This is a genomic window from Rhodopirellula maiorica SM1 (assembly GCF_000346295.1).
In the GTDB taxonomy this organism is placed as follows: domain Bacteria; phylum Planctomycetota; class Planctomycetia; order Pirellulales; family Pirellulaceae; genus Novipirellula; species Novipirellula maiorica.
This window is the reverse complement of record NZ_ANOG01000306.1, coordinates 1-932: the sequence shown is the minus strand read 5'-3', so window position 1 is coordinate 932 and position 932 is coordinate 1. Positions and strand designations below refer to the sequence as shown.

Below are 932 nucleotides of genomic sequence, written 5' to 3'. Positions count from 1 at the left end.
TAGCGGACGACCCCGGTGCCCCCATACGGCCCCCGGCTCACCGTTGCGATATGAATTTGGATTAAATCAACAAGCCGTCATCGGCTTTTGTGAATCGCCGAAGACGCCAAAAACATCGAAAACATAGCCCGGTAGTCGGCTGGCCGGCGATCTCCAATAATTCGGATTCGCTTGAATACGTTTCCACTTTACGATTGATGCAGAAACCATGCTTGATTCCGCCTTGGAATTGGTTCGATTGCAAGAAAATGGCGATCTAACCGCAGTTGAGATTGCTGAAAAAGCGTTGGCGTCGGTCCGCGACACCCACGACTCGATCAACGCATTTACTCACATTGCGGCGGAACAGGCCCTTGATGCGGCTCGACGCGTCGATGCTAAACGTGCCGCTGGCGAGCCGCTTGGGATCTTGGCGGGCGTGCCCGTCGCAGTCAAAGACGTGCTCTGCACCACCGACATGCCGACCACATGTTCCTCGCGAATGCTCAAGGACTTTCGCCCGCCCTACGATGCCACCGTCGTTAGCAAACTGCGCGAAGCGGATGCCGTGATTATCGGCAAAACCAACATGGACGAGTTCGCGATGGGCGCCAGCACGGAAACGAGTGCATTTGGGCTGACGCGAAACCCTTGGGATACCAATCGCACGCCAGGCGGCAGCAGTGGCGGCGCCGCAGCATGTGTCGCCGCCGGATCGGTGCCGCTGAGTCTGGGGACCGATACCGGTGGTTCGATTCGCCAGCCTGCCGCGTTCTGCGGGATCACGGGAATGAAGCCGACTTATGGACGTGTCAGCCGCTATGGTTTGGTCGCGTTCGCCAGCAGCTTGGATCAAGTCGGACCGATGGCTTGGTCGGTGCCGGATGTCGCGTTACTGTTGGAAGCAATCGCTGGATTTGAGCCGCGAGATTCCACGTCGCTGAATCAATTTG

General features: G+C 57.7%; 1 protein-coding gene. It reads left to right on the top strand.

Features of this window, described 5'->3' with window-relative positions:
• Positions 1-208 precede the first annotated feature (208 nt).
• Positions 209-932, top strand: a 724-nt coding sequence (locus RMSM_RS09935) for an amidase (RefSeq protein WP_008694968.1), incomplete at its 3' end; no start/stop codon positions are given.